The following is a 24,174-nucleotide window of genomic DNA, read 5'->3' as shown; positions in this document are numbered from 1 at the left end:
ATGGTTTACAAATCCTAGGGTTAAGTAGAATAAATCAACTGAAGGGTAAATACCTTATTGATAAGTTGTTCATAAATTATTATTAATTCATGCGAAAAATAGAATAATTTATACTTCTTCAAAATAAATATAAGTATACTAACTACTTAGGTAAAGTTAGCAAGTTAGTAATATTTTTTTAGTAATTGAAGGAGGGAATCATGAAAAAGAAAATTGCGATTTTACTTAGTTCATTGTTTTTAATGACGTCTGTGTTTGCTGGATGTGGAAAAAATACTGGTAGTGAAAAATCAGGTTCTGATTCTAAGGATAATGTTATAAGAATTGGTGTTTTTGAGCCATTAACTGGAGCCAATGCTGGAGGGGGAGCCCTAGAATTAGAAGGAATAAAATTAGCTAACAAGCTTTATCCCGAAGTTTTAGGTAAGAAAGTAGAGTTGGTAGTGGTTGATAACAAATCTGATAAAGTTGAAGCAGCCAATGCTGCTGCAAAACTAGTTGAGAAAGAAAAAGTTACAGCTATAGTTGGTAGCTGGGGAAGTTCTTTATCCATGGCAGCAGGAGATATAGTAAAAAAAGCTAAAGTTCCAACTGTGGGAACCTCATGTACAAATCCTTTAGTTACTCAAGGAAATGAATATTACTTTAGAGTTTGTTTTATAGATCCATACCAAGGAACAGTTATGGCAAATTATGCCTATAATAAGTTAAAAGCGAAAAAAGTTGCAATAGTTCAAGAGGTGGGAAGTGATTACTCTATAGGACTTGCTAAGTTTTTTACTGATTCCTTTAAAAAGTTAACAGGCGATGATAAATCAATAATTGAAGTTGCTAATTATAATACAGGAGACCAAGACTTTACAGCTCAGTTGACAAACGTGAAGTCTAAAAATCCAGATGCAATTTTTGCACCAGGAAATTTTACAGAATCAGCATTAGTGATTAAACAAGCAAGACAACTAGGTATAACTTGTCCAATTATTGGAGGAGATACTTGGGAAACACCACAATTTATAGAAATAGGTGATAAAGCAGTGGAAGGTGCAGTATTCGCTACTTTCTTTGCAACTGAAAAACCTATTACTAAAGAATCCGAAAAGTTTTTAACAGAATACAAGAAAGAGTACAACAAAGAGCCAGCAGCAGTTACAGCTCTTGGATATGATGCATATTTAGTACTTATTAAAGCCCTAGAGAAAAATGGAAGCGCTGATTCTGTTAAGTTAAGAGATACCTTAGCTAACTTAAAGGATTTTCAAGGGGCAGCTGGGGTTGTTAATTTCGATGAGAATAGAAATGCAATTAAAAATGCTGTTATTAAGCAGGTTAAAAATGGTAAGTTTACATTTTTAGATGTGGTTGACGGAGTGAAATAAATCATACTAGAAGAACAAGTGTTACTTGTTCTTCTTTATTAAATAACAAACACAAAGTTGTTTTAAAAAAGAATAAGTTCAGTTTGTAGAGCGGCTTTAGAGGGAGATTTGAGTCTCACCTTAGGAATATGGGGGAATTATCCTTCTCAAAAGTCACTAAAGTAGTGTAGAAGGGGTATCAACAATAGTCTCGTAGGAATATTGTAGTTATCTTTAGCAAGTTATAGTTTGATTAATAAGGTTGGTGAAAAAATGAATTTAGCAATGAGTTTAGATATGTTTATGCAACACCTATTAAATGGCATATCCTTAGGCAGTCTTTATGCACTAATTGCAATAGGATACACTATGGTTTATGGAATACTTAGGCTTATAAATTTTGCCCATGGAGATATTTTTATGGTAGCAGCTTATTTTGCCTTTTATGGAGTTTCTCTTTTTTCAATGCCCTGGTACTTAGCTTTTGTTGCAGCTATTATAATGACTGGACTCTTAGGGATACTTATAGAAATTGTTGCCTATAGACCTATAAGAAACGCACCTAAGATTTCAATTTTAATTTCAGCTATAGGTGTTTCTTTCTTACTTGAAAATTTGGCCACAGTAATCTTTGGAGGAGTGCCAAAGGCTTTTCCACAAGTTGATTTATTCACTGAGGTTATCCAAATTGGGAAGGTGTCACTTCAAAGATTAACCATTATAATTCCAATAGTAACCTTAATATTATTATTCGGATTACTTTATTTAGTTAACAAAACAAAAAGTGGTATGGCTATGAGAGCAGTATCTAAGGACCATGAAACTGCAACTCTAATGGGTGTGAATATAAATAGGATAATTTCCTTAACCTTTGCTTTGGGTTCAATTCTTGCAGCAGTAGGTGGAATTATGTGGGGATTAAAGTTTCCACAAATAGCTCCTCTTATGGGAATTATGCCAGGATTAAAGTGCTTTATAGCAGCAGTTATTGGGGGTATAGGGGATATTAAAGGAGCGGTACTTGGGGGATTTATCCTTGGTGTTGGTGAAATTATGTTAGTAGCATTTTTACCTAGCCTTTCAGGATATAGAGATGCCTTTGCCTTTATATTACTTATATTGATCTTACTATTCAAGCCTACAGGAATTATGGGCGAAAAAATAGCAGAGAAGGTGTAATAGGTGAAAGAGAGAAATGGTATTTTAAAATGGTTTGGGAAAAGAAATAATAGGTTAACTGCCATAGCTTTTCTTATATTAGCAATAGTAATGTATTTCTTAGATGGGAATTTAGACAGTTATAAAACTAGAATATTAAATTTATGTGCTATTTATGTGATTCTTTCATTGAGCATGAATCTTATAAATGGTTTCACAGGGCTATTTTCTCTTGGACATGCTGGATTTATAGCCGTTGGAGCATATACTACAGCAATTTTATCTATGCCAATAGCAGTTAAGGCACAAAACTTTTTTTTAGCACCTATGATGAAACCCCTAGATAATATTTATATGCCCTTTATATTTGCCTTAATTATTGGGGGAATTTTCTCTGCAATAGCGGCTTATCTTATAGGAGCTCCAGCCCTAAGGTTAAAAGGTGACTATTTGGCTATCGCAACCTTAGGTTTTGCAGAAATTATTAGAGTTGTGTTGACTAATACTCAAACTATTACAAATGGTGCTCTAGGACTAAAGGGTATACCGCCCGTTATCAATCTTTGGTGGACCTTTGGCATTGCATTAATAACTATAATAGTTATACTTTCATTAATAAATAGCAGTTATGGAAGAGCACTTAAGGCTATAAGGGAAGATGAAATAGCAGCAGAAAGTATGGGAATTAATTTGTTTAAGCATAAGGTATTAGCATTTATAATTGGTGCTTTTTTTGCTGGTATTGGAGGTGGGCTACTTGCAAATCTCTTAGGGACTATTGATCCATTGATGTTTAGATTTACTTTAACCTTTAATATATTACTTATCATAGTTCTTGGAGGTATGGGGAGTGTTACGGGAACAGTTATTGCTGCTTTTGTTATTACCATAGCCGGGGAAGCTCTAAGATTTTTGGATGAAAGTATTAACTTAGGATTTGTAGAGTTCAAGGGAGTAGCAGGACTTAGAATGGTTGTATTTTCTGCTTTGCTAATGTTAGCTGTATTATTCTTTAGAAATGGAGTTATGGGAACAAAGGAATTTAGCTGGAATAAGCTTATAGCTTTTTTAAAGAATATTAAAGAGCTTAGGTTCTTTAAAAGAAAAACCACAGCTAAGGGAGGAAAATAATTATGGAGTTATTAAAGACAAATAGTGCAACTATGCAGTTCGGTGGATTAACTGCAGTTAATGAGTTCAATTTGAGTATAAGAGAAGGGGAAATTGTAGCACTTATAGGACCTAATGGAGCTGGCAAAACTACGGCTTTTAATATGGTTACAGGAGTATACACTCCTACAAAAGGGCGTATAACTTATGAAGGAAAGGACATTACAGGTAATCGACCAGATTTAATAACAAAAAAGGGAATAGCTAGAACTTTTCAAAATATACGATTGTTTAAGGAGTTATCCGTAATAGATAATGTGCTTATAGCAAATCATCTTCATTTAAAATCAGGACTTGTTAGTGCGCTTTTAAAACTTCCTAGTTATAAGAGGGAGGAGAGAGCTATTAGAGAAAAATCTTTAGCCCTTATTGAGAGAGTTGGACTTATGGATGTGATGAATGAAAAGGCTTCCTCTTTACCCTATGGAAAGCAAAGAAGATTAGAAATTGCAAGGGCTCTAGCTACTAATCCAAGACTGTTGTTATTAGATGAACCAGCAGCTGGGATGAACCCAAAGGAAACAGAAGAATTGACGGAGTTTATTAAAGAAATAAGAGATGAATATGACCTTACTATATTTATGATAGAGCATCATATGCAGGTGGTTATGGGAATATCAGATAGGATTTATGTGTTAGATTACGGAGTTACCATTGCTCAGGGGACACCCCATGAAATTCAAAATAATCAAAAGGTTATAGAAGCATATTTGGGGGTGAAGGAAGATGCTTAAGGTCAGTGATTTAGTTGTATCTTATGGAGGAATAGAAGCTTTAAAAGGAATAGATATTGAAGTTAAAAAAGGTGAAATAGTAACCTTAGTTGGAGCTAATGGAGCAGGTAAAAGCACTTTGTTAAGGTCCATAGTAGGATTAGTAAAACCCAAAAGTGGAAGTATAACCTATGAAAGTAAGGGGATTCTTGGAGAAAAGTCACAAAATATCGTGACTAAGGGAATAACTTTAGTTCCAGAGGGTAGAAGGGTTTTTTCTAACTTAACAGTACTTGAAAACATAAAATTAGGGGCTTATTTTAGGAAGGACACAAAGGGGATAGAAGAAGATATACAGTGGGTATATAGTCTTTTTCCAAGACTTAAGGAAAGAAGCTGGCAGTTAGCAGGAACTTTATCAGGAGGAGAGCAACAAATGTTAGCAGTTGGAAGAGCTTTAATGTCTAATCCTAAGCTTTTGATGATGGATGAGCCATCTTTGGGTCTAGCACCCTTAATTGTAAAAGATATATTTAATATAATAAAGACCATTCGTGAAAAAGGAGTTACTATTCTTTTAATAGAGCAAAATGCTAATGTAGCCTTGAAGATAGCTGACAGAGGGTATGTTATGGAAACCGGAAAAATTACTATTGAAGGTAATGGGAAAGCACTTCTTGAAAATGAAGATATTAAAAAGGCGTATTTAGGAGAGAGTGTTTCAAAGTAGTGGCAGATTTAACCTTTATCATGATTTAAATAATATATATAAATTAACATTATATTCTTCATAAAGTAAGTGAAGAAGAATAAATAAAAAAGGAGTAGATTCTCATAAGAATTACTCCTTTAAGCATTATTACAGGCAAAATTTAAAAATATAAAATTAATAAGTTTATGGTGGCTATACTTAGCACTTCCACAAATATTTTCACAGTGATATATGAAAGCTTTAATTTCAAATTCGTAAGAGTTAAATATCCTTAGTATTAATAAATTTTGCTATATTAGAAATGCTTTCTTCAAGTTTTCTATCAACAACGTTAGCCTCAGCAATGTGATGATCTATTTGGGTATTTGTATCTCTTAAAATTATATCAATATCACTTATTTTATTTAAAATATTTTCTATATGAGATTTTTGGGTTGATATTACATGTAAAACTTCATTAACCTCATTCTCAACCTTACCAAAAGAATCTAAGGTATCATCAATTTTTTCAAGGGCAGTTTTAGAAGCAGTAACGCCCTTAGAAATAACTTGAGTATTTTTATTAGCGCTATTTAAAGCATTTTTAGCTTCAGCTTGAATTTTCCCAGTAAGGCTAGTGATATCTCCTGTACTTTGAGAAGTCATTTCGGCTAACTTTCTAACCTCTTCTGCTACTACTGCAAAGCCTCTTCCGCCTTCCCCTGCACGAGCAGCCTCAATAGCTGCGTTTAAAGCTAACATATTAGTTTGAGAAGCAATTCCATCAATGATCTGAGCAACTTGGGAAATTTGTTGAATCATTCCCCAAAGATTATTTATACTATTATAGGTATTTTTAGCTTCGCCATCTAAAGACATTATAATATTAACAATATCTTCAATAGTTTTTTTACCCTCCTGAGACTTGTCTACATTTCTAGCTGTCATATCCATAAGGTTTTTGCTTTGATTATGTAGTAATTCAGTAGAAGAATTAGTGTCACTAGCTAAATTAGAGATAGTGTTCATTTGCATTGAAATTTTTGAAGCTAAACTTGCTAATATATCATGTTCGCTATTAACAGAATTATGTTGAGAAATAATTCTTTCTATATCTTTATTCATATCTTTTAAAAATTCAATAGTATCAGTACCTATATTGTTACTGTTATCAACAATAGCAGTGGTATTAGATAATATAGGATTTTCTTCTGTAGGTATAGCTTTTTTCTTACCAAATAATTTCATGTGTATCTTCTCCTTAATTTTAATGATTAATATTTGGAGGTAATTCAAGGGTTTTGAAACAAGAACAAAACCTAATTAAAGTTCATCTACAGAATTAAACTCCACTTTGCTAAATAAAATTTTTATGGGTTTTAAAAGTTTTAATTTTGTTAAATTATATGTAAATTATAGCATAAATCTGTATAATTGGTGTGATTTAAATCATATTATGTGAAAAATAATACTCAAAGATAATTTGATTTTACTATATGAATTTTCATAAATCATTAATGTCTAGTATCTATACAAGAGTAGATAAACTTATTAATCTCAAAATAAGATTAACAATACCGTTTAAGAAGATTACGTAAACCTATTTACAAAGTTTAAAATATTATGTATACTGAAGATGCGAAATTTTCGTTCAATTTTTAATTAAATTTTAATTTTTAATTGTCTAATTGTGATAAATTGAAATTTAAGTAAAAAAATGAGTGATTTAAGGGGGATTTTAATGAAAACGAATTCAAACAGTGTAAAAAGAAAAAGTTTAACTATGAAGTTTTTGGATGGAGTAGAGAGAGTTGGAAACAAATTACCACACCCAATAACCTTATTTGGAATATTTTGTGTGGCAATAATGTTAGTTTCGGCTATAGCTTCATTAACAGGAGTTTCAGTAACTGCAGAGTTAATTGATCCAAAAACTATGCAATTAAAGGAACAAACAGTCACTGTAACTAATCTACTTAGTGCAGATGGAATTAAGTATATGCTAGAGAATGCAGTAAAGAACTTTACAAATTTTGCACCACTTGGAATGGTACTAGTTGCCATGCTAGGTGTGGGAGTTGCAGAAGGAACAGGATATATTTCCGCAGTTCTTAAGAAGGTAGTATCTATAACTCCAGGCAAACTAGTTACTCCTATGGTAGTTTTATTAGGAGTAATGTCTAATATTGCATCAGATGCAGGTTATGTTGTATTAGTTCCATTAGGAGGACTTATATTTTTAACTTTTAAAAGACATCCTCTTGCAGGAATAGCAGCAGCTTTTGCAGGAGTTTCAGGAGGTTTTAGTGCCAACTTATTGATTGGAACAACAGACCCAATGTTAGGTGGTATAAGTACTGAGGCGGCAAAAATATTGAATCCTAATTACGTAGTGGGACCAACAGCTAACTATTTCTTTATGTTTGTATCTACATTTGTTATTACAATTATTGGAACAATAATAACAGAAAAAATTGTTGAACCAAGACTAGGTACTTATAATAAAAAAGTTGAGAATATTGATACAGAAATAAGTCATATAAGTGATGATGAGAAAAAAGGCTTAAAATATGCAAATTTATCAATATTAGCTCTAGTAGTTTTAATTGTAGCTCTTTGTATACCAGAAGCATCATTTTTAAGAAATCCTAAGAATGGTAGTTTAATTGATCACTCTCCATTAATGAACGGATTAGTACCAATAATAACAATACTTTTCTTTGTACCAGGAGTTATTTATGGAAAGTTTGCAAAAACAATTAAGTCAGAAAAAGATGTAGCTGCAAAGTTATCTAAATCCATGGCATCAATGGGTGGATACATTGCACTTGCTTTCGTTGCATCTCAATTTATAGCATATTTTAGTTACACTAACCTTGGAACTATCTTAGCAGTTAAGGGTGCTGTATTATTAGAAGCTATAGGAATGAAAGGTCCAGTATTATTTATACTCTTTATATTAGTTACTGGCTTCATAAATCTATTTATAGGATCTGCTTCTGCAAAGTGGGCTATTATGGCTCCAATCTTTGTACCAATGTTTATGAGATTAGGGTATTCACCAGAATTAACTCAAGTAGCATATAGAATAGGTGATTCAGCAACAAATATCATTTCTCCACTTATGGCTTATTTCGCAGTTATAGTTGCGTTCATGCAGAAATATGATGAAGAATCAGGTATTGGAACATTAATATCAATGATGTTACCATTCTCTATTGCCTTTTTAATTTTCTGGACAATCCTTTTAGTAATATGGATGGCTCTAGGATTGCCTTTAGGACCAGGTGCAGGGCTATTTATGTAAGGTTCTAAAAATTATAATTAGTTTTTAAAAAAGATATATACTAGAAGAAATCTTTTGTTGTTAACATATAGATTCTTCTAGTTATTTTTTTATATACAAATAAACTTCTATCTTGGAAATTTATGAATATGGAACTAGATTCAAGACTAATTTTGCACATAGAACCTACAGTTATTCCCTTAAGGCTTTTGAAAGATGAATAAATTAATTTTTGACTGAGGAAGCCTATAAAAATTCTATAATAGAAATATAATAAGTTTTTAATAGGAAGGTCTATATTTAACTTTTACTTTTGTTATAATAATAGTGGAAGAAGCCTTTTTATAGAGTAATAAGACAATGGTGAAATGAGGTAACTTTATGAATCGTGAAAAAAGAAGAGAGGTTCTAAGTATATTAGAAGAAACTTACAAGGGTGCAAAGTGCGGATTGGATTTTAATAGTCCCTTTGAACTTTTAATTTCTACAATTCTTTCTGCTCAATGTACAGATGAAAGAGTTAATATGGTGACTAAAGAGCTTTATAAGGAATATAACACCCCAGAGGCTTTTGTAACCTTAACAGAAGAAGAACTAGGTGAGAAAATAAGGAGTTGTGGCTTCTACAAAAATAAAAGCAAAAATATTTTAGGAGCTTGCAGAGGAATTTTAGAGAAACATAAGGGTGAAGTTCCAAAGACTATGGAAGAGCTTATAGAGCTTCCAGGGGTAGGTAGAAAAACTGCAAATGTGGTGCTTTCTAATGCTTTTGGAGTTCCTGCTATTGCTGTAGATACTCATGTGTTTAGACTTTCAAATAGAATTGGTCTTGCAAAGGGAAAGAATGTAGAAGAAGTAGAAGAAAAGCTTATGAAAAATATTCCTAAGAGTATGTGGAGTGATGCACATCACTATATTATTTGGCATGGTAGAAAAATTTGTAATGCAAGAAAGCCCAAATGTGATATTTGTCCATTGGCTCCTCATTGTGAGTATTTTAATGGAAAGCAATAAAGATAAAATTTTTTTTAGGAAGGTGTTAAGTTATGTCATATGGTGATGAGGCATTAAAAATGCACAAAGAAAAGAGAGGGAAATTAGAAGTTGTAGGAAAGATTAAGGTTGAAACTAGAGAAGATCTTTCTATAGCTTATACCCCAGGAGTTGCTCAGCCTTGCATAGAAATTGCAGAGGATAAGGATAAGGTTTATGATTACACTATCAAGGGGAATACTGTGGCAATTGTATCAAATGGTACAGCAGTATTAGGACTTGGGAATATTGGAGCAGAGGCTGGAATTCCAGTAATGGAAGGAAAAGCATTGTTATTTAAGGAATTTGGAGGAGTAGATGCATTTCCTATATGTTTAGATACAGAGGATCCAGAAGAAATAATTAAAACAGTTAAACTTATGGCGCCTGTATTTGGTGGAATAAACCTAGAAGACATAAAGGCTCCAGAATGTTTTTACATAGAAAAAAGATTAAAGGAAGAACTTAATATACCTGTTTTTCATGATGACCAGCATGGTACTGCAGTAGTAGTGTTAGCAGGATTATACAATGCTTTAAAGGTGGTAAATAAAAAAATAGAAGAGGTAAAAATTATTATAAATGGAGCAGGGTCAGCAGGAATAGCTGTTTGCAAATTACTTCTTAATGCTGGTGCTAAGAATATAATAATGTGTGATAGGCAAGGAGCAATCTTTAAGGGGGCTGATATGCTAAATCCAGCTCAACAAGAAATTGCAGTGGATACTAATAAAGATATGGAAAGTGGACGTTTATCTGAAGTCATAAAGGGTGCAGATGTATTCATTGGAGTATCAGCTCCAGGAGTTTTAACAGCTGAAGAGGTTAAAACTATGAATAAGGATGCAATAATATTTGCTATGGCAAATCCAACTCCAGAGATAATGCCAGAAGAAGCTAAAAAAGGGGGAGCAAGAGTTATTGCCACAGGAAGATCTGACTTTGCAAACCAAATAAATAACGTATTAGTATTCCCAGGAATATTTAAAGGTGCCCTTGCAGTGAGATCAAAGGAAATAAATGAGGATATGAAGCTTGCAGCAGCTAGAGCAATAGCTAGCTTAATTACTAAAGAAGAATTAAATGAGGAATATATAATTCCTAACGCATTAGATAAAAGAGTCGCAGATGAAGTTGCAAAAGAAGTAATGCGTATAGCTAGAGAAATTGGTGTTGGTAGAATTTAAAGTTTAAACAAAATCAAATGCTTATGCCAAAATATAAAAAAGAAGTTCCGTTAAAAAGTATAATACATTTTTAACGGAACTTTTATTATATGTAAAATCAAGTAAAGAGACTGTAAAAGATATAAAAATATCCTTCAAAGTCTCTTTATAGGCTTTTAAGGTGAAAATGTATTTTATTCAGCTACAAAAGCCTTAAGGGAACCAGAGTGGCTATTGTATAAATTAAGTTTTACTCTGTTACCTATAATATGGGATGCTTTAAAGTTTATAGTATTATTTCCAGCAGATCTTTTTCTACTAGATCATTATATTTTCCAGCTCTATAGTCAACAACTAAAGATTTTTTTTCTTCATTGTTTAATCCTATCATTTTGTCCCTTAAAGCTTTAGGAGTTTCAACATAAGCACCTTTAGGGTTCATATCCCCATCAAAGGTTATGATAGTTGGAATTCTTGCATCTCCAACAGCTTCTTCAAGGAAGGATTCAAAGCCAGTTCTAGGCATAAAGTGCAGTTTTAGATTTGGGTTTTCCTCAGCCATTCTTTGTATAAATGGTATAGTAACAATGCAGTCAGGGCAAAAGCCTTCTGTAAAAACTGCAGCATGAATTGTTTTATCTAATGCTTTTACAAGATCTTTGGCTTGGGTAGTAAGTTCAGTAGTTTCGTAAGCTTTATCCTGAACATCTCCATATTTTTGGTGCTGTTTTTCTAAGTACTCATTGAAACTTAAACCTTTAGTAAAATCTATCATTTTTTAGTCCTCCAATCAAATATATACTTGCAAGTAAATTATACCAATTTAATTGAATTATAAATATAGGTTTACTACTTTTTTATATGAATTATTTATAATATTTATTGAAAGTTTTCAGCACAATAGTAATGGAGGATTTAAAGATATAATCTTACAAGAAAATATTAAATTTAACTAAATTTTGCAAAAGAAATTGAGAATGTTTACAAAAGGTAGTATAATAATATTAAAACTTGCAAATTTTTTAAGTAAAGGTAGGGATAGATATGTCAAAGGTTGTAGAAAGATTTTTAAGCTATGTAGCTTATGATACTAAATCAGATGCAGAAACTGGTGTTACTCCAAGTACTCCAGGACAAATGGTTCTTGCTAATAAGTTAGTAGAAGAGTTAAAAGAAATTGGAATGAGCGACGTTACTATAGATGAAAATGGATACGTAATGGCTACATTACCAGCAAATACTGATAAAGAAATACCAACAATAGGATTTATTGCTCATATGGACACAGCTCCAGATTATTCAGGAGCTAATGTTAATCCACAATTTGTTGAAAACTATGATGGTGGAGATATAAAATTAAATGAAACTACAGTTCTTTCACCAAAAGATTTCCCAGAGTTAAAGGATTACATAGGTAAAACTTTAATAACTACTGATGGAAACAGTCTTTTAGGAGCAGATGATAAGGCTGGAATAGCTGAAATTATTGCTGCTATGGAATACTTAATTAAAAATCCAGAAATAAAACATGGAACTATTAGAGTTGGATTTACTCCAGATGAAGAAATAGGTGCTGGAGCTGATCACTTTGATGTAGAAAAATTTAATGCTGATTTTGCTTATACTTTAGATGGTGGCGGAATTGGAGAAATAGAATATGAGAACTTCAACGCTGCTTCAGCTAAAATAGTTATAAATGGAAGAAATGTACATCCAGGTTCAGCAAAGAATAAAATGATTAACTCTCAATTTATAGGAATGGAACTAAATAGTATGTTACCAGCTAATGAAAGACCAGAACATACTGAAGGTTATGAAGGCTTCTATATGTTAAATGGTTTCTCAGGTTCTGTTGAGAGAACAGAAATGTCTTATATCATAAGAGATTTCTTCAAAGACAGTTTTGAAGCTAAAAAAGCAAATATAATAAGAATTGCTGAAGAAGTAAATAAAAAGTATGGTGAGGGAACTGTAGAAATTACAGTTAAAGATTCTTACTATAACATGAAAGAAAAAGTTGAGCCAGTAATGCATGTTGTTGATACAGCAGTAGAAGCAATGAAAGCATTAAATATAGTTCCAAAGGTAGTTCCAATTAGAGGAGGTACTGATGGTGCTAGATTATCTTACATGGGACTTCCAACACCAAACTTATTTGCAGGCGGACATAACTTCCATGGTAAGTTTGAGTTCGTACCAACAGAGTCAATAGAGAAGGCTGTAGAATTAATTGTTAAAATTATAGAGCTTTATACAAATAAATAAGATTATTAACATAAAAAATAAAATGCAAAGTTACATATTTCAGTAACTTTGCATTTTTACTTTTAGGAAGTACAATGTGCCATGAAAAATCTTTCATTATTAAATATTTATATTAGACATTTTGGTTCAATAATTATAGATTTAGGTGTATATATCGGAGAATTCTATGGCAACCTTTTCCATGGTATCTTTGAAGGTTGATACATCTGAATTATCAATAGTAGCGCAAACTTCTTCATATTCATAAATCCGAGAGAATCTAATAATGAATTCAGTACCTTCATCAGGTTTACTTGTAAAGCTAATAGTTCCATGTTGAATTTCAGTAAAAGATTTAACCAAGAATAAGCCTACACCACTTCCTTCAGTATTTCTAGATAATGAATTATCAAGCTTTTGTAATCTCATAAATATCTTTTTTTGATCTTCTAATTGCATACCTATACCATCATCTTTTATGGATATAGCTATAGTATCTTCTTCTTCAGTATAGATATTAACATATATATGACCATTTTCTTTACCATACTTAATTGAGTTGGATAAAAGGTTTAATAGTATTCTCTCTAGCAGACTCCTATCGAATTTAGAATAAAGCTCTTCATACTCTGTATCGAAAACTAGATTAAGGTTTTTAAATTGTAAATAATCAATAATAGACAAAGATATATTTTCAATAACTGGAACTATATTCTCAACTATAAGTTTGGGCTTTAAGAAACCTGACTGAATTTTAGTAATATCAAGCATGTTATCTGATAATCTTATTAACCTTAAACAATTCTTTTTCATTAAATCGTTGTACTTAGAGATTGAAACAGGATCATTCAAATAAATAGATTGAAGCTGAATAGCAGAATACATTACATTAATAGGAGTTTTAAGCTCATGAGATAGGTTTATAAAAAATTCATTTTTAAGCTCTTCTGCTTTTTCTATTTCCAGAAGCTTAAGAGACATATCCTCAGCTCTCTTTTTATCACTGATATCTCTGATTGCCATAATTAGTTGTTCACTTCCCTGATAGGTTGTAAATAAGGAACATACCTCAGCAAAGATTTTTTTATTGTTAATCTGAATTTCATAATCTACAGGTGAGAGGAGTATATTTTTATCTAATGCATTGAGTCTGCTAAACAATAGTGGATGATAGGACTTATCTATAATACTAAAGATATCCTTTCCTAGAATGTCTTTTAGGCTTGTTAAGTGGAACATGTCCATAAACCTTTTATTAGAATAGATTATTTTTTCATGTTCTAATATTAATATTCCATCTGGAAGAAAGTTGATAAGTTTTTCATTGTATTTATAGTCCTTTTCTATCTTTAACTTTGCAGCTATAAGGTGCTTATTAGCAATTTCTAACTCATTGGTTTTAGCTGTTAATTTTTCAACTAGGCTTTCATAAGGATCAATTATTACACCTTTAAACAAAGCGGTGTAAAATAGACAATAAGATATAAAGTTAAAAATGTGGCCAGCAAAATTAAATCTACCATATACATCTGTATAAAAAGAAAAACATAGGCTACTCGTAAGCTTAAATATTATAGAAATTGATATTAAATTAAGCTTGTACTTTGAAACTTCAAGGGTTTGAAATTTAAGGAAAATTAATATAATTATATAGGATATACAAAATAGGAACTCACTAAAAATCTTAAAAAAAGTTAAACCTGTGACTTCATTATAGCAATCAGGAAAAAAGTTTGAAAAGAGTATAGTCCATATAAAAATAACTATGAATATAAGATTTGAAATAATAACTTTTTTAATGTTGAGTTTATTACTAATAAAATAAAAAGCAAATATTAGAGAGATACACTCATAGTATTTATAAAAGATATAAAGCTGAGTAGGGATATTTGGATCTGTTGTAAATATAGCAGCGCCTTTATATGTGATGACATGGATTAGAGTAATAACCATGGCAAAGCCAGAGGTTATACCAAGAAAGCGGAAAAAATCATTATTGCTCATATTATGAGTTTTTATGGAAACTAGCATAGCACTAAAACCTGCTGCTATGGTAATAATTTCAATGACGGAGTGAAATAAAAAATAATTTTTAATGCTTACTCCCCAGGCTAGAAATAAGATTAGGAGAACTAAAAAAGCTTGAAGTAAAAATTTTTTTGCAAAAACTAATAAGTTTTTCAAAATTACTCACCACCTATAACTTTATATTGAGAATAGAAATAAATGTCATACACATATAATAAAGAAATAATTATTAGTAAATAATTTGTATTATTAATAAAATTATAACATACTTTCAAAGCAATTGTTACAAAATTATGAATTTTGCAAACACATTTTTTCCGACTTCCAGTGACAAATTTAGAGTAATTCATATAAACTTACATAGATATTACTGTATTTAAAAATATTTCTATGATAAGCCTCCAGATTTAAAGTTCTTAACAAAGATAAAAAAATATTATTGCTTTAAGCTTATAAAATATACATAATTTCTCTCAAATTCAAGCAACCTATAAATATAAAGATTTTGAGGAGGGAAATTATGGCTAATAAAAAATCAAGTCCAATATATCCATCTAACAAGCATAATTATTTTGGGGATTTTAGAGTTGCTCATCCAGGTGTTGAATCAGCTTGGGAGAAAGTTGATGAAGCTAATAATCAGGCACAGATGACAAGTGAAACTTCCACATCTAATGGTACTCCATACCATTCTCATAATAACTTTGATAATAGAGTAGATATATTTGAAAATGAGTTTGCAGAGGAAATTACTTTTGATAATCTTAGGGATGACTACGAAAACGTAGAGCTTAGAGATGAAATGACTTTTGGATATGATAGAGATAACTATGATTATAATGGAACCTGCCAAAACAATAAAGATTTTTCATCTATGAACAATAATAAATCCATGGGACAGGAAGAGTATGCATCAGAACTTGGAGTTAACTTAATGGTTAATAATGGAGATGCAGAAGCCGATGATAATAGCCTTCCATTAACTCATGCAAACATAATTAGATATAAAACAATTTAGTTCTTAGGTGTATAGAGAAATTAATGAAAAATGTGTTTTCAAAGTAAGTTTGGTTTATAAGCACACATATAATATCTATAATAAAAGAAATGCTGATATATTTAGATATCAGCATTTCTTTTATTATAGATATAACAGCTTAAATATATATAGAGTTACATATTAATTAATATAAGGGCAATTAGAGTCATTATTACGGCAAAGGTATCTTTTCTAGGGGAGATGCAGAAGCCGATGATAATAGCCTTCCATTAACTCATGCAAACATAATTAGATATAAAACAATTTAGTTCTTAGGTGTATAGAGAAATTAATGAAAAATGTGTTTTCAAAGTAAGTTTGGTTTATAAGCACACATATAATATCTATAATAAAAGAAATGCTGATATATTTAGATATCAGCATTTCTTTTATTATAGATATAACAGCTTAAATATATATAGAGTTACATATTAATTAATATAAGGGCAATTAGAGTCATTATTACGGCAAAGGTATCTTTTCTAGAAAGTCTTTCTTTGAACAACACAAAGCCACCTAAATTGATTAGCAGTATGCTTCCAGCACTATATATTGGAAAGGCTACAGAGGTATTTATATAATTTAGTGCAAGAATTAAAAAATAAGAAGAAAATAAGTTAGGAATTCCTACGATAATACCTAGTAGTATATCATTTCCAGAAACCTTTTTCTTTTCTTTAATAGTAAAATAGATACTAATAAGAAAGGCTACTAGGAAGACAAAAAATAAGAATAAGTCTTTATACTCTGTTATAGAATATTTTTGAAATATTTTATTGGAAAACTCCGCCATACCCCCGAAGATGAATAATAACACTAATGTAGAATTAAAACTCTTTGAAGAAAGATCTTTAAAGGATAGGTTTACTATAATAATAGAAACTAAAGATAACGCTATACCAGTCCACTGAAGAGTTGTTGGGATTTCATTCCAAAGGATAATTGAAAAAATCATTGGTATAAGAATTCCAAGCTTTCCAAAGGTTCCAGAAAGACCAACACCATTTTCTCTTACACTCTTTTGATAATAAATAAAGGAGAGAAAAAAGAATATTCCAGCTATAGCTCCTACTAATACTGCCCAAATAAAGCTACCTTCAGAGGAAAATAATTTATTATTAGAAAGAACCACTGAGGAAAATTCTGTGCTAAACTTATGTAGAGAAGAGCTTAAAGGAAAATTTAAAGAATTATTCCATAGAAACATGGTAATGCTTACTGAAAATGCAACGAAATAATTAGAAGAAGTTACTGCATAGCGGTTTAACTTATTCCCTTCGGTATATTTAAAAATTAATGCAATAGAAGAGCTACAAATTATAGCTAAAATCAAATAAAACATTATATTCAGCTCCTTTAAATTAATAGAGATTTCACATACTAGAATTTGCTGAAGGAATGCAATTAAGCTAAGTAGTCAAGAAATATTATTGCAAGCAAATAATTTACTATTTAAACTCATAGACTAAAAGTACTAAGAAATTTATATAAAAGTAGATTAAACCTATATAGTTTAAATTTAATACAAAATAATTATGACATAAACATAGTGATAAATACATTTAATTTTAAAATTTTTCACAAAGTCGCCACTGAATTGACACATAAATGGAGATAATATAGTTATAGGGAGATTTAATTAAGGGAGGATTTAAAAATGGATAACTTCAATAATAAAGATAATAAATTTAATACTATGCCAGAAAATCATAATATGAACTATGATAGCTCAACCTATGGAAGCTTTAAAAATACAGAAATTTATAACAATCCTTATGTTTATCCGGATCCTAAGATAAAAAGAAAAAGGACAACAGGTAGACTAGGTTCTGTGGTGGCAGTAGCACTTATTTGCTCTTTACTAGGAGGGGCAGTAGGTGGAGCAGTAACATATACCACCATGAAAAACACAAATACACCAGTAACTCAGCAAAAGAGTGCTAATAATGGGAATACAGTGGTGGCACCTACTGCTGTAGGTAGTATAAATATACCAGAGATAGTGACTAAAGTTTCTCCAGCAGTAGTAGGAGTTTCAACTAAATCTGTTTCAACAAGCATATTTGGATTCAATATGGAACCTCAGGAGGGTATAGGATCAGGATTTATATTCTCAGAAGAGGGATATGTTTTAACAAACTTTCATGTAATCTCAGGGGCTAATCAAGTAAAGGTAATATTTAATAATGGAAAGGAAGTTAATGCTAAGATCGTAAACTATAATCAAGAAGCAGACTTAGCGGTTTTAAAAATTACAGATAAAGTAGAACTTCCAGCAGTTGCTACCTTAGGAGATTCAGAAAGTTTACAAGTAGGGGAACAAGTTGTAGCAATTGGTAATCCTCTAGGAAAAGAATATTTGGGCTCTGTTACTACAGGAATTGTAAGTGCAGTAAGTAGAGATGTAGAAATAGATGGAAAGAAGATGAATTTAATTCAAACTGATACAGCTATAAATCCTGGAAATAGTGGAGGACCTTTAATAAATGCTAGAGGAGAAGTAGTTGGAATTAATACAGCAAAACTAAGTGGTAATGGAATAGAAGGGATAGGCTTTTCTATACCAATTAATGATGTAACTACAAAATTAGAAAACTTAGTAAAACAAAAAATAACTCTTGGAATAACAGTTCAAAATGTAACGAAGGAATTAGCTGAAAAGTATAAGGTGCCTGTAGGAGTATATATTACTAATGTAGCTAATTTTAGTATAGCTCAAAAGGGTGGACTTCAACCAGGAGATGTTATTACAAAGTTTGATGGCAAGAAGGTTGAAACTGTTGAAGAGTTAAATAAAATTAAAGATACTCATAAAGATGGAGATACCATTGAAATAGAATTTGTGAGAAATGGTCAAAATATGAAGGCAAGTCTTAAAATAGAATAGGTAGAAAATTTTTAAAGGTAAATTGTTTAAGATTAAATATAGTGGCTATAATAGGAATAGTTAACAAAATAAATTATGTTAATAATAATTTCTAAATAAAAACAGAGAGAAATCCCCCTTTCTCTCTGTTTTTATTTCTTTGAAAATTGCCGTTTTTAAAACCTTCATTTGCATCAAATCCAAATGAAGGTTTTCTATTAAGTTAAATAAAGAAAATTTTAAAAGACAAACTTTATACTTGTTAACTTATTTTAATTCTTTAATAATACCTTTTCTATAGGCTATAAGAAGATTTTGTAGGTCTGCAATTTGGCCTATTAAATCTTTACCTATATCAGTATCCCTAATTCTCATTCTATCTGCAGTACGTTCTAATATGAAGCTAGTAGATAAAATATCTTTTCCTTCTTCAATAGCCTTTTGAGTAGATTCAAAAGGCTCGTGCTGAACAAGTTGTAAGCCATAAGAATTATATATTAAGGTATAGCCGGCAATACCGGTTTCGGGTTGGTATGCCTTAGAAAACCCCCCATCGATAACCAAAAGCTTACCATTAGCTTTTATAGGGCTTTCTCCTTTTAAAGTCTTAACAGGCATGTGACCATTAATTATATGAGAAATTTCAGGGTCAAGGCCAAATTCTCTTAAAATCCTATCACAAACTTCTTCATTATCTTTAAGTTCATAATATGGATTTTTAATTTCCTTATGAGTTTCTTTTTCACTAATGAAATATCTTTCAAAGGTAGCCATCTTGCTCTTACCAAATAGGGGAGAGTCAGCTCCACACCAAAGATACCATAAATAATCTAGACCATATTGCTTAGCGGCATGGCTTCCTTTGTTAAAGTAAGCTTCTCTAGCTAATCTTTCTGCTCTATCAATGTATTCTCTACCGCTGTATTCTTTACCCATTAGCTTAATTTTTTTAAAGTTGCCATTATTATCTAGAGAAATGCAGGCATGGTAAAGAAGATTTGAGTTATATTTAAGATATAAACTTCCTTTAGAAAATAGACATCTAACATGTTTTTGAAGTTTTTCACTATTTAAGAAAGAGAATTTTAGTTTTGTAACAAGTTCTTTTTCTTCATCAGTAAGCTTATATGGGTTTTTAGGATCTATTGTTGGGAAGTTAGTATCATTTAACTGATATTCTTTACCTTCCACCATTACTGTGCCATTTTCAAAGTTAATCTTATCTAACAATTGTCTATGATCTAGGCCAAAATCTGGACGTCTTTTAATTATTTCACTTTCAAGTTTAAACTGAATTATAGATATAGCCTTATGCATTTGGGCCATTAACTTCAAATCTTTTTCCTTATAAACATCATCAGGACCAGTTTTAGGTTTAAAGGATTTGCAAGGATCATCATTATAAGTATCCATAGCAAAGGTAGCAAGAGGCAGCAAGTTAATACCATAGCCTTCTTCTAAAGTTTCTAGGTTTGCATAACGAGTGCAAATCCTTATTACATTGGCAATACAACTCTCATTTCCAGCAGCAGCTCCCATCCAAAGAATATCATGATTTCCCCATTGGATGTCTACTGCATGATAGTTCATAATGGTGTCCATAATTATGTGAGCACCAGGACCTCTATCATAAATGTCTCCAATAATGTGAAGTCTATCTATAGTAAGTCTTTGAATTACATTACAAACTGCAATGATAAATTCGTTAGCTCTTCCAATACTTACAATTGTATTAATAATTCCATTAAAGTAATCATGCTTATTAGGTCTAACTTGAGATTCATGTAATAATTCTTCAATAATATAAGCAAAGTCACTAGGTAGGGCTTTCCTTACCTTTGAACGAGTATATTTTGAAGAAACATTTCTACATATTTGAATTAATTGATGTAGAGTTATTCTATACCAATCATTTACATCATCTTCTTTTGCAAGTGTTAACTCAAGCTTTTGTTCAGGATAATATATCAAGGTGCATAAATCCTTTTTTTCTGATTCTCTTAGAGTATTTCCAAAGATATCATTTACTTTTCTTTTAATAACACCTGAAGCATTTTTCAAAACATGTTCAAAGGCTTCATACTCACCATGGATGTCAGTTAAAAAGTGTTCTGTACCCTTTGGAAGGTTTAAAATTGCCTCTAAGTTAATTATTTCAGTACAAGCATCAGAAATTGTTGGAAATTTTTGAGATAGCAAATTAAGATATCTTAAGTCGCTTTCGATCATATCAACACCAATCTCATCTATTTTACTCATGTCAATCCCCTTTTCTAAATTACTTAAGTATTAATAATTAATCATATAATCGAATATGTGCTACACTAAATTCTTATTAGTGTACATTAGTATATTATATAACAAAACCTCATATTTGGCTAATGAAAAAATGTGGTTAAAGGAATTGTTGACAGGTATTAGTAATAAATATATTATGGAATTAATTTTATTGGGAAAACTAATTTTACCCTAAATAGATTAAGGAGGACACGCTATGAATGAAATGTTAAACTTTAAAACTTGGGCATTACTTGGAGCTACGCCAGATGAAAGTAGATTTGGAAATAAAATTTTAAAAAGACTAGATGAAAAAGGGTATACAGTATATGGTATTAATCCTAAGTATGAAGAAATTGAAGGAATGAAAATATATCACTCTGTAGAAGAGTTACCTGAAGGCATTGAAGCAATAAACATAATTGTTAATCCTAAGGTGGCAATAAACTCTTTAGAAGCTATTAGAGCAGCAGGAATTGAAAATCTTTGGTTTCAGCCGGGATCTTATGATGAGGATGTTATAAGAAAGGCTAAGGAAATGGGCTTTAAGGTAGAGCATGAACAATGCCTATTCGTGGAGTTAGGTAGAATATAATTAAATGAAATAACCTTATAATTTATAGCCGAATAAAACAAAGGCTTAATTATAAGGTTTTTTTACACCTAAATTTTCAGCAAAACTTAATATTGTGACTTTATTATGGGTAAACTATCTCTTAAGTTAAGGATAAATTGCTTTTTTATTAAGCCGTTTTAAACGAAGTTATTTATCTATTATTTGGATTAAAATTTGTTCTTTATGCAACAATATAACAATAAACTTTATAGAAGATATGTTTAAAAACATTTTATTAAGGAGGAAAAGATATGAAAGGTGGACTAAAGGTTTTAATTGCTATTATAGTAATAATTGCATTAATAGCTATTCCAATAGTAGGAACTTACAACAGTTTGGTGGCTCTAGAATTAAGGGTAAATAGTGCACAAGCAGATATAGACACAGACTTACAAAGAAGGTCTGATTTAATTCCAAACTTTGTAGAAACTGTTAAGGGCTATGCTTCTCAAGAAAAAGAAATTTTTACTCAGGTTGCAGAATCCAGAGCAAAGCTTGCAGGAGCACAAAATGTTAAAGAACAAGCAGAAGCAGATGCTAGTTTATCTGGGGCTCTTTCAAGACTTTTAGTAGTGGTTGAGAGATACCCTGAGTTAAAATCAAACCAAAATTTTAGGGATTTATCTGTTGAGTTAGAAGGAACAGAAAACAGAATAGCAGTTAAAAGGCAAGACTATAATACTGCAGTAACAGAATATAACACAAAGAGGAGAAGATTTCCAAGTAATATAGTTGCTTCTATGTTTGGCTTTGAAGAAAAACCACTTTACAAAGCTGCTGAAGGGGCTAAAGAAGTTCCAAAAGTAGATTTTAGTAAATAATGAAAACTATGAAAAATTATAAATCTATAAAAATAATAGTAACTTCTCTTCTATTATTTATATTTGCCGTATTACCTTTTACTGCAAAGGCAACAGAAGGATTTCCAAATCCAACACCTTATAAGTATGTTAATGATTACACTGGGACTTTAAGTAAAAGTGAGATTGAAGGTATTGTATCTATTGGAAAAGAGCTAGAGGATAAAACTGGAGCACAAGCGGTGGTGGTGGTTATTAACACTACAAAAAGTACTCCTATAGAACAATATGCATTAAAGTTATTTAGGACCTGGGGAATAGGACAGAAAGAGAAGGATAATGGGCTACTAATACTTCTTGCTCTTAATGATAGAAAGTGGAGAGTAGAAGTAGGAAGGGGGCTTGAAGGTGCTGTACCAGATGTGCTAACCAGTAGAATAATGGAAGAAATAGCTAAGCCCAAGTTTCAAGGTGGAAATTATGGTGAAGGTCTTTTAGCAAGTTATAGCACTATGAGTGATTATATAGCAAAGGAATATGGGACTACTTTAGATAAATCTCAAAAAATAACCTTACCTAGTAGGGGAGATAATACTTCAACAAGGGGAAATTCTAATCCACTTCCACTAGGAATATTTTTAGGTTTATTCTTATTAGATTTAATATTCAATAGAGGAAGAGTTACTACCTTTTTATTCAAACTAATATTTTGGAGCAATATATTTGGTGGAAGAGGAAGAGGCGGTGGCGGAGGTTTTGGAGGCTTCGGTGGAGGTTCTGGAGGAAGTTCAGGTGGAGGCTTTGGCGGTTTTGGTGGAGGCTCCTCTGGTGGAGGAGGTTCCTCAGGAAGCTGGTAGCTATAAAATTAGTAAAGCCTATATTTTAGGATTAACCTAAGATATAGGCTTTACTTATTTAGATTTTTCAATAGAGATGTTTATTTCATCATAGCCTAGTTCTTTAAAAAAATCCTTAAGAAACTTTATAGTGTCAGCGTCAACCTTATCTAAGAAGCCTTCTTTAATTAAATTACTTTCCATAGTGCCTTTTTCAGCGATTATTTCCTTTAACATATCATCAATATGGAGTTTATTAAAAACGGAAGACTTTTCATCGAAAATGAAAATTTCATCTTCATTAACTGTATGGTTAAGAATTTTGCTAGGAGGGAGAATAATAAACAGTTCATTGTTCTCTATAGATGTTCTAGCTTGGCTTAAATCAATTCCAGCAGTAACATAGCCATTATATTTTACAACAAAGGATTTTTCAGTAAAGGGTATAATAAAATCCTTATATTTCAAGTTGTCATTTATCGAAATCACATTTGAGTAGTTATATTTTGTAGTAGCTAGTTCAGATATGGTTATGAGTTTTTCAGTAACTAAATCACATTTTTTTTGCAAATCTTTTTTCATTGTAAAAGAACTTGCAATTATTATTACACCTAAACCTATAAGTAAGAAAAAAAATAATTTAATTTTCTTAAATATTTTCATAAAATTATAAAAACCTCCCCACATAACATATTTATGAAAAATAGTTAATGTTAAAATAAGCATTTTTTATATGATATTTGCATGAGCATAAAAATATGTTCATATTAAGTATATTTTTATGGGTGATAGAGAAGAAAAAAATAAGTTTATTGAATTTAATTAATATTTATTTTTTTAAATGTTTCGGCACTCGAAATAAAATGGTATAATTATATTGGATTAATTGTAGTGGGG

General features: G+C 31.0%; 20 protein-coding genes. 14 read left to right on the top strand and 6 right to left on the bottom strand.

Features of this window, described 5'->3' with window-relative positions; translation table 11 throughout:
* The first annotated feature begins 200 nt into the window (after positions 1–200).
* From C661_RS0101090 to C661_RS0101070, 5 genes are all read left to right on the top strand, one after another.
* Positions 201–1,376, top strand: coding sequence for an ABC transporter substrate-binding protein (locus tag C661_RS0101090; RefSeq protein ID WP_017413450.1), 1,176 nt, complete (start codon positions 201–203; stop codon positions 1,374–1,376).
* Positions 1,377–1,640: 264 nt separating this feature from the next.
* A complete protein-coding gene (locus tag C661_RS0101085; RefSeq protein WP_192812641.1) occupies positions 1,641–2,534 on the top strand; it encodes a branched-chain amino acid ABC transporter permease in 894 nt (297 codons plus the stop codon).
* Between the two features lie 90 nt (positions 2,535–2,624).
* The gene (locus tag C661_RS0101080) at positions 2,625–3,644 is read left to right on the top strand and encodes a branched-chain amino acid ABC transporter permease (protein ID WP_050551805.1); all 1,020 of its coding nucleotides are present in this window, start codon (positions 2,625–2,627) and stop codon (positions 3,642–3,644) included.
* A gap of 2 nt (positions 3,645–3,646) precedes the next feature.
* Positions 3,647–4,417: an ABC transporter ATP-binding protein gene (locus C661_RS0101075; protein ID WP_017413447.1), complete on the top strand. Its 771-nt coding sequence runs from the start codon at positions 3,647–3,649 to the stop codon at positions 4,415–4,417.
* A complete protein-coding gene (locus tag C661_RS0101070; RefSeq protein ID WP_017413446.1) occupies positions 4,410–5,126 on the top strand; it encodes an ABC transporter ATP-binding protein in 717 nt (238 codons plus the stop codon). The genes C661_RS0101075 and C661_RS0101070 overlap by 8 nt, the downstream gene beginning before the upstream one ends.
* 243 nt (positions 5,127–5,369) lie before the next feature.
* On the opposite strand, the gene C661_RS0101065 is transcribed toward C661_RS0101070, so the two are convergent.
* Positions 5,370–6,335 carry a methyl-accepting chemotaxis protein gene (locus C661_RS0101065; RefSeq protein ID WP_017413445.1) on the bottom strand — a complete coding sequence of 322 codons (966 nt, stop codon included), beginning with the start codon at positions 6,333–6,335 and terminating at the stop codon, positions 5,370–5,372.
* A 493-nt stretch (positions 6,336–6,828) separates the two neighbouring features.
* Between C661_RS0101065 and C661_RS0101060 the strand changes: the two genes are divergently transcribed.
* From C661_RS0101060 to C661_RS0101050, 3 genes are all read left to right on the top strand, one after another.
* On the top strand, positions 6,829–8,394 hold the full coding sequence (locus tag C661_RS0101060; protein ID WP_017413444.1) for an AbgT family transporter: 1,566 nt from the start codon (positions 6,829–6,831) through the stop codon (positions 8,392–8,394).
* 360 nt (positions 8,395–8,754) lie between these two features.
* Positions 8,755–9,387 carry an endonuclease III gene (gene nth, locus C661_RS0101055; RefSeq protein WP_017413443.1) on the top strand — a complete coding sequence of 211 codons (633 nt, stop codon included), beginning with the start codon at positions 8,755–8,757 and terminating at the stop codon, positions 9,385–9,387.
* Between the two features lie 32 nt (positions 9,388–9,419).
* On the top strand, positions 9,420–10,592 hold the full coding sequence (locus C661_RS0101050; RefSeq protein ID WP_017413442.1) for an NAD(P)-dependent malic enzyme: 1,173 nt from the start codon (positions 9,420–9,422) through the stop codon (positions 10,590–10,592).
* A 265-nt stretch (positions 10,593–10,857) separates the two neighbouring features.
* On the opposite strand, the gene C661_RS0101045 is transcribed toward C661_RS0101050, so the two are convergent.
* On the bottom strand, positions 10,858–11,346 hold the full coding sequence (locus C661_RS0101045) for a thioredoxin family protein (protein ID WP_017413441.1): 489 nt from the start codon (positions 11,344–11,346) through the stop codon (positions 10,858–10,860).
* Between the two features lie 269 nt (positions 11,347–11,615).
* On the opposite strand from C661_RS0101045, the gene pepT reads away from it, so the two are divergent.
* Positions 11,616–12,836 (top strand): peptidase T, encoded by a 1,221-nt coding sequence (gene pepT, locus C661_RS0101040; RefSeq protein WP_017413440.1) that lies wholly within the window; start codon positions 11,616–11,618, stop codon positions 12,834–12,836.
* A gap of 141 nt (positions 12,837–12,977) precedes the next feature.
* On the opposite strand, the gene C661_RS0101035 is transcribed toward pepT, so the two are convergent.
* Positions 12,978–14,999 (bottom strand): MASE3 domain-containing sensor histidine kinase, encoded by a 2,022-nt coding sequence (locus tag C661_RS0101035; protein ID WP_017413439.1) that lies wholly within the window; start codon positions 14,997–14,999, stop codon positions 12,978–12,980.
* A 364-nt stretch (positions 15,000–15,363) separates the two neighbouring features.
* Between C661_RS0101035 and C661_RS0101030 the strand changes: the two genes are divergently transcribed.
* The gene (locus C661_RS0101030; RefSeq protein WP_017413438.1) at positions 15,364–15,861 is read left to right on the top strand and encodes a hypothetical protein; all 498 of its coding nucleotides are present in this window, start codon (positions 15,364–15,366) and stop codon (positions 15,859–15,861) included.
* 445 nt (positions 15,862–16,306) lie between these two features.
* Here C661_RS0101030 and C661_RS0101025 read toward each other — a convergent pair whose 3' ends face one another.
* The gene (locus tag C661_RS0101025; RefSeq protein WP_017413437.1) at positions 16,307–17,224 is read right to left on the bottom strand and encodes an SMR family transporter; all 918 of its coding nucleotides are present in this window, start codon (positions 17,222–17,224) and stop codon (positions 16,307–16,309) included.
* 315 nt (positions 17,225–17,539) lie between these two features.
* Here C661_RS0101025 and C661_RS0101020 point away from each other — a divergent pair, with 315 nt between their 5' ends.
* Complete coding sequence (locus tag C661_RS0101020; RefSeq protein WP_017413436.1) at positions 17,540–18,769, top strand: S1C family serine protease; 1,230 nt, start codon at positions 17,540–17,542, stop codon at positions 18,767–18,769.
* Positions 18,770–19,015: 246 nt separating this feature from the next.
* On the opposite strand, the gene C661_RS0101015 is transcribed toward C661_RS0101020, so the two are convergent.
* Complete coding sequence (locus C661_RS0101015) at positions 19,016–21,007, bottom strand: fructose-bisphosphatase class III (RefSeq protein ID WP_017413435.1); 1,992 nt, start codon at positions 21,005–21,007, stop codon at positions 19,016–19,018.
* A 235-nt stretch (positions 21,008–21,242) separates the two neighbouring features.
* On the opposite strand from C661_RS0101015, the gene C661_RS0101010 reads away from it, so the two are divergent.
* The 3 genes from C661_RS0101010 to C661_RS0101000 all read left to right on the top strand — a co-directional run bounded on the left by C661_RS0101010 (position 21,243) and on the right by C661_RS0101000 (position 23,298).
* Positions 21,243–21,620, top strand: a complete 378-nt coding sequence (locus C661_RS0101010) for a CoA-binding protein (RefSeq protein ID WP_017413434.1) — start codon at positions 21,243–21,245, stop codon at positions 21,618–21,620.
* Positions 21,621–21,892: 272 nt separating this feature from the next.
* Entirely contained in the window at positions 21,893–22,462 is a 570-nt protein-coding gene (locus C661_RS0101005) for a LemA family protein (protein WP_017413433.1), read from the top strand.
* Entirely contained in the window at positions 22,462–23,298 is an 837-nt protein-coding gene (locus tag C661_RS0101000) for a TPM domain-containing protein (RefSeq protein WP_017413432.1), read from the top strand. The genes C661_RS0101005 and C661_RS0101000 overlap by 1 nt, the downstream gene beginning before the upstream one ends.
* A gap of 54 nt (positions 23,299–23,352) precedes the next feature.
* Here C661_RS0101000 and C661_RS0100995 read toward each other — a convergent pair whose 3' ends face one another.
* Entirely contained in the window at positions 23,353–23,940 is a 588-nt protein-coding gene (locus tag C661_RS0100995) for a DUF4230 domain-containing protein (protein ID WP_017413431.1), read from the bottom strand.
* Positions 23,941–24,174: the final 234 nt, after the last annotated feature.

This window comes from Clostridium tunisiense TJ (assembly GCF_000300195.1).
Lineage (GTDB): Bacteria > Bacillota > Clostridia > Clostridiales > Clostridiaceae > Clostridium_J > Clostridium_J tunisiense.
Note: the sequence above shows the minus strand (reverse complement) of the source record. Positions and strands in the feature narration are given on the sequence as shown.

What these genes read in the sequence shown, in the direction of transcription:
- C661_RS0101020 (WP_017413436.1), top strand. Translation starts at nt 17,540, where the DNA reads ATGGATAACTTCAATAATAAAGATAATAAATTTAATACTATGCCAGAA.
- C661_RS0101025 (WP_017413437.1), bottom strand. Translation starts at nt 17,224, where the DNA reads ATGTTTTATTTGATTTTAGCTATAATTTGTAGCTCTTCTATTGCATTA.
- C661_RS0101065 (WP_017413445.1), bottom strand. Translation starts at nt 6,335, where the DNA reads ATGAAATTATTTGGTAAGAAAAAAGCTATACCTACAGAAGAAAATCCT.
- C661_RS0101060 (WP_017413444.1), top strand. Translation starts at nt 6,829, where the DNA reads ATGAAAACGAATTCAAACAGTGTAAAAAGAAAAAGTTTAACTATGAAG.
- C661_RS0101000 (WP_017413432.1), top strand. Translation starts at nt 22,462, where the DNA reads ATGAAAACTATGAAAAATTATAAATCTATAAAAATAATAGTAACTTCT.
- C661_RS0101045 (WP_017413441.1), bottom strand. Translation starts at nt 11,346, where the DNA reads ATGATAGATTTTACTAAAGGTTTAAGTTTCAATGAGTACTTAGAAAAA.
- nth (WP_017413443.1), top strand. Translation starts at nt 8,755, where the DNA reads ATGAATCGTGAAAAAAGAAGAGAGGTTCTAAGTATATTAGAAGAAACT.
- C661_RS0101070 (WP_017413446.1), top strand. Translation starts at nt 4,410, where the DNA reads ATGCTTAAGGTCAGTGATTTAGTTGTATCTTATGGAGGAATAGAAGCT.
- C661_RS0101080 (WP_050551805.1), top strand. Translation starts at nt 2,625, where the DNA reads ATGTATTTCTTAGATGGGAATTTAGACAGTTATAAAACTAGAATATTA.
- pepT (WP_017413440.1), top strand. Translation starts at nt 11,616, where the DNA reads ATGTCAAAGGTTGTAGAAAGATTTTTAAGCTATGTAGCTTATGATACT.
- C661_RS0100995 (WP_017413431.1), bottom strand. Translation starts at nt 23,940, where the DNA reads ATGAAAATATTTAAGAAAATTAAATTATTTTTTTTCTTACTTATAGGT.
- C661_RS0101010 (WP_017413434.1), top strand. Translation starts at nt 21,243, where the DNA reads ATGAATGAAATGTTAAACTTTAAAACTTGGGCATTACTTGGAGCTACG.
- C661_RS0101090 (WP_017413450.1), top strand. Translation starts at nt 201, where the DNA reads ATGAAAAAGAAAATTGCGATTTTACTTAGTTCATTGTTTTTAATGACG.
- C661_RS0101050 (WP_017413442.1), top strand. Translation starts at nt 9,420, where the DNA reads ATGTCATATGGTGATGAGGCATTAAAAATGCACAAAGAAAAGAGAGGG.
- C661_RS0101030 (WP_017413438.1), top strand. Translation starts at nt 15,364, where the DNA reads ATGGCTAATAAAAAATCAAGTCCAATATATCCATCTAACAAGCATAAT.
- C661_RS0101015 (WP_017413435.1), bottom strand. Translation starts at nt 21,007, where the DNA reads ATGAGTAAAATAGATGAGATTGGTGTTGATATGATCGAAAGCGACTTA.
- C661_RS0101005 (WP_017413433.1), top strand. Translation starts at nt 21,893, where the DNA reads ATGAAAGGTGGACTAAAGGTTTTAATTGCTATTATAGTAATAATTGCA.
- C661_RS0101075 (WP_017413447.1), top strand. Translation starts at nt 3,647, where the DNA reads ATGGAGTTATTAAAGACAAATAGTGCAACTATGCAGTTCGGTGGATTA.
- C661_RS0101085 (WP_192812641.1), top strand. Translation starts at nt 1,641, where the DNA reads ATGAGTTTAGATATGTTTATGCAACACCTATTAAATGGCATATCCTTA.